The following is a 10964-nucleotide window of genomic DNA, read 5'->3' as shown; positions in this document are numbered from 1 at the left end:
GCGCGAGCACAAGAAGCTCGCTCTGCGCCAAGCCGCATGACCAGCATCATGATCGCCCATTTTGCAGAACTTGACGCACACAACCATCATGCGAAGACGTTCGCTCCGGTGCGGGACGACTTCAAGTCCTTTTCAAGGGTGTTGGGAGGTTGGCCCACGGCTGAAGGGCTGCACAACCAAGGGGCACGATCAGCTTCTGCACCTTCAGACACATCGTGATAACCTGTCGGCCATGAAATCGGAGGCTTGAGAGAAACGTGGGCGGGCCCCAGGAGACTAATTTCTGCCCATGGGAAGGCGATGTCCGCGCTAGCCGGAATGTCAGCTACCGAAGATCCGCCGCCTGAAGGCTGCCAGTCCGCTAATGGCCGCCCCAAAGCTGCCGGTCAACACAAGATCGCATTGGAACCGATCCTTCGCATCCCCCGTTATCGAATGGAAGGGACATTACTTGTCATTAGGAGATGAAGAATGAAGCGGCTTCTTTTTGCCACTGCCATGATGGCTGTTTCCAGCGGGCTTGCGTTCGCGGGGACGACAGGGACAACAGGGACAACAGGGACGACCTCGAGTGGCTCCTCCACTACCACAACGATGCCGACGACAGATAACAACACGGATTCGACCACAACGAAGTCGACCAATTCGAACTCAGCGAAGGACTGTGCGCCGGGCCAGCAGAGTGGCAGTGCCAAGCAGGCCGCTCCTGGTCAACAGGATGACACCAGTGCCAAGTCCGCAGCCCCTGGACAGATGAAAACGACTGCCGAAGGTTGCTAATTGTGCCGGGATAGGCCGGTTTGCACCGGCCGGATGGATGCCTACCGCTGCCGACCGGCGGCAACGGTCCGGCCCGTGCGCCCTTCGATCAGTGCGGGCCGTTTTTCTGAAAGAACCTCCCTTAATCGTCCAACGAGCCTGCAGCCTTTTCTTGGGCGAGCCGGAATGCATAGTTGGTTGCGATGTGATTGTTGAAAGCGGCCTTGGCGAAGGCAGATTTGAACGCGACAAACGCCTCAAGCGGCACGTCCAGGAAATCGTATTGCTTCCCCCCTGGCTCAAAACCAGACAGAGAACCCTGGTCCGGGTCAATAGTCGAACTTGCGCATCGAGGTCGACGGCATGGTGCGTTTCAAGAAACCAGCGTGAGCCGCGGCCAGCCGGGTATGGACCGCCCTACAGGCTGAACTGTATTCGAAGATGTGACCGGGCGTAGAATGACGTCTCGTTCCGCCGCTTCGCGCGCCGCCCTGATCGGAGTTTTCGCGTTGACGGTGTGGGTGGCCGTCACGGCATCGCCTGCCATCTCCTCAACACGGTATTTCGGCACTTTTGTTCCTACGCGTCGGTAGCTAGCAACTCCGCTTGTTTAGGGGTCGCCCTCAAAGAGGAGAATAAGGTGGCAAGCTCGGGTCGCCCTGCCGCCGGGGGGGTGACCCGGCGGCTTGCACGTTCGACTAGGGTCGCTTCAGCTGTGACCGCCTTACGGCGTTGCCGCAGGAGTCTGCTTGGCAGCCATCTCGTCGATCTTCTCGGCAAGCACGCCGTTGGCCCATTCGGTGACCTCGGCGTCGACCGGCTTGTTGGCCATATCGGCGAGCGCGTCATCCAGCGACGGGACGGCGGCAGCAGCATCGGCCGCCGCTATATTGGCGGCATCGAGCGCCGCCTGCGCTGCGTCAATCTGCTCCTGGGTCGGGACTTGGTCGGCCGGAGTATTCGGGTCGTTCAATTTGGCGTTCAACGCGTCGACTTCGGCTTGGGCGGCATCTACCGCGGCTTGGGCACCCTTGGCGGCCGCCGACGCTGTCACATAAGCCTGAATGCCGGCGAATTTCTTGCTCTTGGAGTTCATGTAAGCGTTGATGTTGCGCTGCAGCGAGTTCAGCCGGCCAAGCTTGGCGTGAATGTTCTTGTCCTTAGGCGTCGCGGCGACCTCAATGTCGTCGACGGCGACCTGGTCTTCGCCCGAGGCCTTCTTTCCGGCGTGAGCCGATGCCGACTTGCCGTGCGAAGCGCTGTTGCCGGACTTCCCGCCGCTGTTGCCGGACTTGCCGCTATTGCCGTGACCACCGCCATTGCCGTGACCACCGCCATTGCCGTGACCACCACCATTGCCGTGACCACCACCATTTCCACCCGCGCCAGCGAAAGCAGGAGCGGTCACTAGCGCAAGCGCGGCAAGCGCTGCCAACAGCGTTTTTCGGGATGTCATGGTACCTCCTCAGGCGAATAGCCACCTCGCCGATTCGTTATAGAGCGGCTTATAAGAGTTTCCTAATTCGACTGAATGAACTTTAGATAAATGCTTGTTGCAATGAGCGACTGACGACTGCGAAGCGCTTTGTAACCCTCTGAAATCTAGCAAAAAAATCCGGAGTCGGAGACCGTATCGGCCCTTTGCGCGACTGAAGTCCCATACCGATCGGACCTTGGTCGGGCGATGCACAACCGCGGAATGCTTGAGTATGGCGTCACCGTGTGGCTGTGACTGCGCATTGGTAGACAACTCGCCGGGCGAAGACCCCAACTACCTCGAGCCCGGCGAGCCTTACACCTGATCAGAGTACGCGATCAGGACCGGGGATCAGCCGGCGAAAGATGTGGGTGCAATATGGGTGCCAAACTATTCGTCCCAAATTGGGACCATGCTGCGGCCTGCAAGCTGCGCTTAAGTCTCATAAAAGGCTTAGGCGTTCGCATCGGAAATGGCGATAGCTGGTTAGATCGCTTCCTTCCTCCGTTTGTATGATTCGTTGGCATTGGCAGTCGTGCGCATATTGTTTGCCGGACGGCGCTGAGTCTCACCGGTCGAGCCCAGCGGCCCGCCCGCCGCAAAGTGTCCCCCCGCGACAAAGGCTGCTGGGCCGTCCTAGCGCCGATCTGCTCCGGCAATGGCCGCGTGAATGCCCGCTCGACTCCAGCAACAGCTTCATCCTTGGTTGCGACGGTTCCGCGCGCGCCGCCGTCATCGAGCGTATCTTACTCGCCTAACCCGGATCGTGCCGCGTCCGCTTTCCGGGACGCACGGATCTATGCTCAACAGCTAATGTCAGGCGCGTACCTGAATTGGTCCTCGAGCCGAGATAGCGCGTTAGTCGATACACGACATTGCGATTTCCAGGAATCGACCGTTTCGCGAACAGCGATGACTACTCGGAGCTGCTATTTCGTTTGCGCCACGAACTGTCCCCTGCCCTCAATGCTTCCAACGTCTCATTTGGGGCCGGAAGCGGAAAGTCCACTTTCCGCATGACTGGCACAAAGGCCGACGTTGCCATCCTTCCGGCCAAGCCAGTCGAATAGGGCCAATGATACGGATGTCTGCCTAAAGGCGGGAGTTGGCCCGACAGCTGCGACGTCATAAATCCGCCCGGGAACAGAGCAGCTACTCCGGTAATCCAGCCTTGGAGAGTCCTTCGAGTAAAAGCTGCTCGTCGGTCTGGCTCTGGAAACCTTCTTTGGCGACAAACCGAATGGATGAAAAATTTGGGGCTTTGCGTAGCACATTTGATGCGCACTCTCGGGCGAGTTCAGGTTTGCCCATAAGGGCGTAGCAAGCAGATCGATAGGCTTCCACCCAATATGGCATTTGGGGTGATCTGCTGAGATTTGCGATGGCTTCGTCGAACTTATGATCGGAGAAGTAAAAACATCCGAGCTGTGGCCAATACCATGTCGGTTTCAAAGTACGGATCCACCACTCGTGCTTCAATGAAGAAACCAATCGCTTCTGCCGGCTTCCCTAGCGCGTGGTGCAAGAACCCAAGGCCGGTCAAGGCAACGGGCTTATTTGGGGCTAGTTCGTGCGCCTTTCGGAAGTGATGTCCTGACAAATCGAAAGACTGGCGATACAGATGTGCCCACCCCAAAGCCAGCTGGCAGATGGGATCAGTCGGATCGAGGGCCACGGCCGTCCTGCTCAGTTCAAAAGCTTCAGAGAGCTTTTCATCATCACCCTCTAAGTCCCGCGACCAACGGTTCAAATACAGGTTTGCGAGAAGTCCGTATGCTCGGCCGTAGTGTGGGTCGAGTTCTATGGCTCGTTCATAGAGCTTTACGGCCTCTGTCTCGGGTTCCAAATTGTCGAATGGCAGTGCATCTGCGCGAAGAACACATTCATAAGCCTCTAAGCTCGCTGGCGGCTTTCGAAGTGCCCGCTCAACGCCAACGGCTTTGAGCCGGCCAATCAGCGTCCCGACTATGGTCCTTATGACTTGGTCCTGCACAGCGAAGATTTCGTCCTGATTTCGATCAAAACGCTCAGCCCAGAGATGATTGCCGGAGCTTGTTTCAACAAGCTGAGCGGTAATCCGTATGCGGTCACCCAGCCGGCGGACACTACCCTCGAGAATGTACTGCACGCCAAGTTCTCGGCCGACCCGGACTATGTCGATGTCACCTCCCCGATAACGGAAGGACGAGTTGCGTGCGATCACATGCAGGTCACGGAACCGCGCCAATTCTGTAATGATGTCTTCAGTAAGCCCATCACTGAAATATCGCTGTTCGAGATCGCTGCTCATGTTTGTGAACGGAAGAACTGCGAGCGAGGGGGGCGTGTGCGACGATCGAAGCGTTCGCGGTTGCTGCGCAGGTGATGACTGTGGAGGATCCGCGTCCATTAAGCGGAAGGCTCGTACGGGCGTCGAGATGTTCTTCAGTTTCTGCTCGCCCATGTCCTCGAATTGACAGGCGACCTTATTGCGCACCTCGTCGTGAATTTTGCCGGAAACGCAGATACCGCCGGGGTCGGCTAAGGCCTCTAGCCGCGCAGCTATGTTGACACCTTCGCCAAAGACGTCAGTTCCCTGGCCAATCACGTCACCAAGATTGATGCCGATCCGCAAATCGATGCGTTGTTTCTCCGACGCCAATGCATTCGCGGCCGCCATTTTTCGCTGCACGTCTACTGCCGCTGCTACGGCGTTTATGGCACTGCCGAACTCGATCAGCATTCCATCGCCCATAAGTTTCACGACACGCCCGCCATGAGCGATGACGGTCGGCACGAGAATAGAAGCACGCCGTTCTGTCAATGCAGCAAGCGTCCCAGATTCATCTTCTTCCATGAGCCTGCTGTAACCGACGACGTCAGCCATTAGCAGGGCGGCGAGGCGACGTTCCATGGACCCTTTCCGAGAGAGGGAGCTAATACCAAATCCTTACACGAATACTGCCTTGCGAGCGAACGCGCTTTCAGTTTGCATCTCGGTTTCGGCACTGGAGGCTCTTCATCAGTCGTGTTCGCGCAGCCGGATCGCATACAGCGTCCCCGTGCTCCAACCACTGATGGCCAGTCGCTCGCTCTCTAATCTTGGGAAGGCGCGCCAGTTGTATAGCGCACCCATGACCAAAAGCTCCCCGCAAGTCGTGTCCGCTATCGGGCAACAGCGAATTGGCTCCGAATGACCAAGATGAGGCGCATTGCGGTCCGGCAGCCTTGGGGCCGGAAGGGGACTGTCTGCTTATGGGGCGAAATCGCAAATAAGCAGTCCTCCCCACCAACGCGTCATAGCAGAGCCATCAATCGACGAAGCGAAACGACCGGTCTCATCTCGCCGCGCGGAAAATGCCTCATGCAGCATCCTCTCCTTACGGATTTGGGGTTGAAGTTTACCGCTTTCCGCCGGCCATCTTCGTGGAGGAAGTTAATCGCCGCAGGCTGAGCATCGCCGCGGCACCGATCAACGGTCCCGGAACCGAAAGCAGGAATGCCCAACGCCAGCCGCCAAGCAAGGCCGCCACGTGAGGGATCAATCCGATGACCAGCACTGTAAGCGCAAAGCCGAGCCCGAGTTGGACTGACAGCGCTGTGCCGACAAAGCGCCTGTCGCCAAGCTCCGTCACCGCCGCGGAGAACTGCGCAGAATCACCGATGACTGAGATGCCCCAGACGACGGCGATCAAGACGAACAGCCAGAGCGGACCGTGGAAGACAAAGCCGATAGCCAGCGCGCAGAGAGCAGACACAATCATCATTCCTGCCGTGGTCAGGCTGCGATCGAAGCGGTCAGACAACACGCCGCCAAGCAGGCAGCCGGCGACTCCCGCAGCGATCGCGCAGAACGTCAGCAGTGACGCAAAAGCCGGCGACGGTTGACCCTGCTCTTCGAGCGCGGCCCTGGCATAGGTGAGCAGCCATGTCCACATGGCATAGAGTTCCCACATGTGGCCGAGATAGCCGATATTGACCAGGAGCAAGGGCCTGTCCCTGAAGATTGCGCCGATCTGGCGCGGATCGAACATCGCCTTGCCGAATGCATGCGGTCCTTCGCTGGCGAAGAACCAGAAAAGCGCAGATCCGATGAGTGTCGCGGCGCTTGCGGCAAGCACCACTGATCGCCAGTCGAACGAACCGGTGAGTGCCCGAAACAGATGTGGCAGTGCCGAGCCCAGTGTCAGCGCACCGATCGTGGCGCCGAGTGCGATGCCCCTTTCTCGTATGAACCAGGTCGAGACCAGCTTCAGCGCCGGAGGATAGACACCGGCCAACGCAACGCCAGTGACGATCCGGGCAGCGACGATGCCTACAGGGCCGGGCTGCAGAAGCAGACAAGCATTGGCGGCAGCGGCAAGCAGTGAAGAAACCGCCATCAGGCGGTTCAGTCTGACGACATCAGGCAGATTGACGAGGCTCGAGATAAGCGCGCCTGCAACGAAACCGATCTGCACGCCATTGGTCAGCCAGGCTTCGATGGCACCCGAGAGATGCCACGCCGCCCTCAGCTCGGGCGTAATCGCGGCCGCTGAAAACCAGGTGGTCAGCGACAGGACCACTGCGAGGCAAAGTAGGCCAAGAACCCTCCAGCGATGGATATCCTCGACAATGATGGCCTTGGGCGCGCTATCTGGACCCAGCTGGCACACCATGGCAACCACTCAGCCGCGTGCCAGCGGCACGGTGAACACCGTCGCAGTGCCCGTCAGGCAGACTTCACCAGCCTCATTGCGTACTGAGGTCTCGATCTTGCAGATCGGCTTGTCGGGACGCACCTCCTTGATCTCGACGCGGCCGGTGATCATCTCGTCGATGCCGACCGCCTTCACGAATTTCCAGGCGACCTCGAGGAAGACGGTACCAGGGCCAGGAAGGTCCTCGGCCACAACTGCATTGAGGATGCCGGAGGTGACGCCGCCCTGGACGATCAGCTTGCCGAAGACAGATGCCTCGGCGAGCGCCTTGTCGTAGTGCAGCGGGTTACGGTCGCCAGTCATTTCGGTGAAAGCATGGATGTCTTCCAGGCGTGTGCGTCGCGAGCGTTCGGCAAAATCGCCCACTTGTGGCCGACCCTTGACGATGCCAATCCATCCGTCCTTCGTCTGTGCACTCATCGATGTATCTCCAATCCGATTGATTTTCGTGGATCAGCCCGGCTGCGTCAGACATCCAGGCATGGTTCACCTAAGCAGAACGAAGGGCTTCGGCGCGCTGCTGCCACCAAGGCCGTGGGAAACGGCGGGCTTGCATGTCCCGTTCTACGATGCCCTCAAATTCGGCTTTCATGACGCTGCTGAACTGCCGGTGCCTGGTCTCGATGTCGCCGAGCGTCCAGTCGAACGAGGCTATCGTGTCGGTGGCGTCGAGTATTTGCTCAGCGATGAAATCCCGTTCGCGTTGATAGGATGCGAAAGCTTGAGCCGATCCATCGAGGATCGTCCGCGCCAGACTTTCGCTGTCACGCAGGGCATCGGAAATGCCATGCGAGGTGATTGGGTCTCGGAAGAACCCGGCATCACCGACAAGCGCCCAGCCCGGACCATACGCTTGGCGTAGAAATCCCGGCACACCGCGGAACACACGTATACCGCCGTCGATCGCACCGTCGACATGAGCCCTCTCGGCCTGCGCGCCCAAGTCAGGAGAAAGCGAGCGCAGGACAGCCAGGCGCGCGTCTTCGTGGCTGCCCCGGAAGCGTTCGTCGAAATGTTCTGTCGGTACGGAGGCCACAATACAGGCAAGGCCGTCATTTGTCGGGATGAACGAGCCGCTTACGCCCTCGCGAAAATACCAGCGGTAGCTGCTCTCCGGCTCGATAGGGACGTAGGCGTAGAGGTGGGCGGCCGAAACTTGGCCACGCCGCAGTGTCTGCGCTCCACAGCGCTTCGCCACAAGCGATCCAATCCCATCCGCCCCAATGACTATGTCGGCTGTGACGGTAAGATGCGTTCCGTCCGAAGTGAGCATCTTGACGCCACGCACCCTGGCATCGGCTCCACTGACAAGATCTCCAACGACCGTGTCATGCAACACCTCGGCGCCGGCCTCGCGGGCTGCATCGACCAGCGTCCTGTCCAACAGCGTGCGCCTGGGGGCAATCAGGCCGGGCAGTTGCGGGCTGGCGCGCAGAGGTATGGTGATTTCCTGATCGCCATAGTGGAACGCGGTCGCCGTTATGAGGGGCGTGCCGGCGTCGAGCAGCCTCTTCAGCAGGCCCCAGCGCGACAGCTGGAGAACCGCCGGGCGCATCAGCGCATGCGTCGAAAGCGTGTCCGATCCATAGGCCCTCCTGTCGACTGCAAGGACTCGCATCCCGGCTCGCGCAAGCAGCATGGCAGTCGAGGCACCCGCACAGCGAGCGCCGACGATGATGGCGTCGTAATGGGAACAGCCTGGTTTGGTGCGCATTTGATGTCCTTACGCGGTGAGAGTTTCGGTGCCTATCGCTCGCTCGTCCGCGACGCCGCCGATGTGATGGGATGACGTCCGCGCAGCACGGCATTCGGCTAAGGAATGTTTGAGGCATCCTCCGTCGCTGCTCTAGATCGCCACTGAGCGGAGACGCGACTTTATTTGGCTCGTTGGCCTGTCGAGGTAATCAGCGATATGGGTGCTGAGCTCGCGCACATCGTCTTCAGCGCCGTGGATGAAGCTCGATTTCCGGCGACGCAAGTAAGGCAGCCCCAACACATACACACCGGGAACGTCAGCAACACCGCGACTATGCTTGAGGTCGCCCTTGCGATCTAGGATTGGCAAGTCCAGCCATGAAAAATCCGGCCGAAAACCGGTAGCCCATAGCACCGTGCGAATGTCTTCCCCGAGCTTGAGTTCCAGCTGTGATGTCTCGCCGACTCGGGTAGGAACGAAGCGTTCGGCGGGACCGACGCCGGACGGTGCATTCGCCTCTGCCCATTCGTCAATCGATGCGAGCAGCCGGTTCATCTTGAGGTCGGCAAGCGCGCAGACGTTGCGAAGCGATCCGGAAAACTGGGCTGTTGCGTCGCGAATGCCCATCAGGCGTCCGACGATCTTAACGCCTTGCCCCCGCAGGACATTGAGGTCGAGCGTGGCGCGGTCTGACGTGCCGACAAGCTGCGGCGACGGGACTCGTCGGGCGCGGTCGGGGTCGTCAGCGTCTTCGATGCGCTGGTCGAGCACGCCCGTCGCAAGCATCCACCATTGGATATCGCGACCTCGATATACGCGCGGCAGCCGAACGTGTTCGCCCACAGCGAGTGTGACGGGCCGGCCACTGAGCTGGATCTCCTGCGCCAATTGCAGGCCTGTCGCGGATGCTCCTACAACCAGCACGCCGCCAGGGGCAAGTTGCCCCGGATTGCGATAGGAGTGAGCCGATATCTGTTCCACGGTTGCCGGCATGGAATCGGCCAGTCGCGGTATGACCGGCTTGTTGAAGGCACCAGTGGCGAGCACCACGGCTCGGCACAGCCAGTCCCCATTTTGGGTTTCCACCCGAAAGCCGTGGCTAATCTGCGCAACTCTGTTGACTGTGGTGTGCGTCAGAACCGGTGCTGAGGTGTATGTGGCGTAATCGGAAATGAAATCGGCGATCTGGTCGGCGCTCATATAGCCATCCGAGTCGTCGCCCCGGTATGGGTAGTCAGGGAGCCGCGCCATCCAGTTGGGCGTGAACAGGCGCAGCGAATCCCAGCGCTCCGTGCGCCAGCTATTCGCCACCTCGCCTCGCTCGAGAACCACATGCGTGAGCGAGTGCTGGCCCAGCAGATAGCTCATCGCGAGGCCCGAGTGACCGGCGCCGATGACGACGACGTCAACGGCGCCGGCGATCCCGCGTGATGCGCTTTCGCTCATCAGGACTTGCTCGAAGTGACCGTGACATCCGTTGGGTTGGCGATAACGTCAAAGACGGCCGAGCGCTTCTGCGACTGCGCGACAAGAGCGGCTATATCGTCCGCGCTGGCGTCCGCGTCGATGTCGTAGTGCACCTTGATGCCGTCGAAGCCGTTGCGCACGTCCGGATCGATGCCGAGGATGCCCTGGATATTCATGCCGGCTTCGAGCGTTGCCTTGACGGAGTGGAGCTGGATGTTGCGGTTTTGCGCGACAGCCGCGATGCCTGCGGTCAGGCAGCCTGCCAGCCCGACCAGCACAAACTCGACCGGTGTCGCACCCTTGTCCTCGGATGCGAAGATTTCCGGGTGATCGGACTCGAACTTGTAGGTCTGGCGATGCTTCTGTTCTGCGCCCAGGCCGAAGAAGCCGTCGACTGTAGCTCGGTTGTGGGTCCCCTTGACCCACTCACTCGTCGCGCGCCATTTGAAGCGGGCGGCTTCGGGGGCATCCTTCAGCGCGTCACGGGCGCCAAGCAAGGCCGCGACGTTGACACCATTGGTGGCGATTTCGGTATGTTTGGTCATAGGTCTTACTCCTGTTGATGATTGAGGGTCCAACTTTTCAGCGGACGCATTGTCTTTCCACGGACGTGTTGTACGCAGCATGGGAGTGGGCGTGGGATCGTCTGGCTTCGCTCAGAGAACCTGGCCTCAGTTGTTGGATGAGAGCCTTTTCAGGCGCGGCGTAACGGGCCAGCCAATGTCCTTTTGAATTTCCATCGGCAGCCTGTTCAGAACGCGTTCGGACTTTCGTGCTTCACGGGCGTTTTTGATGGCCGCCCCGTAGCGCGCGATCGTTTCAAACACTGACATTTTCTTCTCCTGTAGAGCTTTCGGTGTCCCGCTATGCCAACGCACCCGCTCGA

Annotated in this window: 9 protein-coding genes; 1 reads left to right on the top strand and 8 read right to left on the bottom strand. The window is 59.6% G+C overall.

Features of this window, described 5'->3' with window-relative positions; genetic code table 11:
• The coding region (locus NKI32_RS30630; RefSeq protein ID WP_353005071.1) for a hypothetical protein at positions 1 to 219 on the top strand (219 nt) is incomplete at its 5' end.
• Positions 220 to 1483: 1264 nt separating this feature from the next.
• On the opposite strand, the gene NKI32_RS30625 is transcribed toward NKI32_RS30630, so the two are convergent.
• From NKI32_RS30625 to NKI32_RS30590, 8 genes are all read right to left on the bottom strand, one after another.
• Positions 1484 to 2215, bottom strand: coding sequence for a hypothetical protein (locus tag NKI32_RS30625; RefSeq protein ID WP_023716274.1), 732 nt, complete (start codon positions 2213 to 2215; stop codon positions 1484 to 1486).
• Between the two features lie 1417 nt (positions 2216 to 3632).
• Complete coding sequence (locus tag NKI32_RS30620) at positions 3633 to 5129, bottom strand: adenylate/guanylate cyclase domain-containing protein (RefSeq protein ID WP_353005069.1); 1497 nt, start codon at positions 5127 to 5129, stop codon at positions 3633 to 3635.
• Positions 5130 to 5616: 487 nt separating this feature from the next.
• Complete coding sequence (locus tag NKI32_RS30615) at positions 5617 to 6873, bottom strand: MFS transporter (RefSeq protein WP_050591480.1); 1257 nt, start codon at positions 6871 to 6873, stop codon at positions 5617 to 5619.
• Between the two features lie 9 nt (positions 6874 to 6882).
• Positions 6883 to 7335, bottom strand: a complete 453-nt coding sequence (locus NKI32_RS30610; protein WP_023734915.1) for a MaoC family dehydratase — start codon at positions 7333 to 7335, stop codon at positions 6883 to 6885.
• Between the two features lie 70 nt (positions 7336 to 7405).
• A complete protein-coding gene (locus tag NKI32_RS30605; protein ID WP_023734916.1) occupies positions 7406 to 8629 on the bottom strand; it encodes an NAD(P)/FAD-dependent oxidoreductase in 1224 nt (407 codons plus the stop codon).
• 132 nt (positions 8630 to 8761) lie between these two features.
• Positions 8762 to 10057: an NAD(P)-binding domain-containing protein gene (locus NKI32_RS30600; protein WP_023716279.1), complete on the bottom strand. Its 1296-nt coding sequence runs from the start codon at positions 10055 to 10057 to the stop codon at positions 8762 to 8764.
• Positions 10057 to 10623 (bottom strand): OsmC family protein, encoded by a 567-nt coding sequence (locus NKI32_RS30595; protein WP_023716280.1) that lies wholly within the window; start codon positions 10621 to 10623, stop codon positions 10057 to 10059. Before NKI32_RS30595 ends, NKI32_RS30600 begins: the two co-directional genes overlap by 1 nt.
• A gap of 126 nt (positions 10624 to 10749) precedes the next feature.
• Positions 10750 to 10911, bottom strand: a complete 162-nt coding sequence (locus NKI32_RS30590; RefSeq protein WP_023716281.1) for a hypothetical protein — start codon at positions 10909 to 10911, stop codon at positions 10750 to 10752.
• Positions 10912 to 10964 lie beyond the last annotated feature (53 nt).

The organism is Mesorhizobium sp. M0761, from assembly GCF_040320205.1.
Taxonomy (GTDB): Bacteria; Pseudomonadota; Alphaproteobacteria; order Rhizobiales; family Rhizobiaceae; genus Mesorhizobium.
This window is presented reverse-complemented; position numbering and strand designations above follow the sequence as displayed.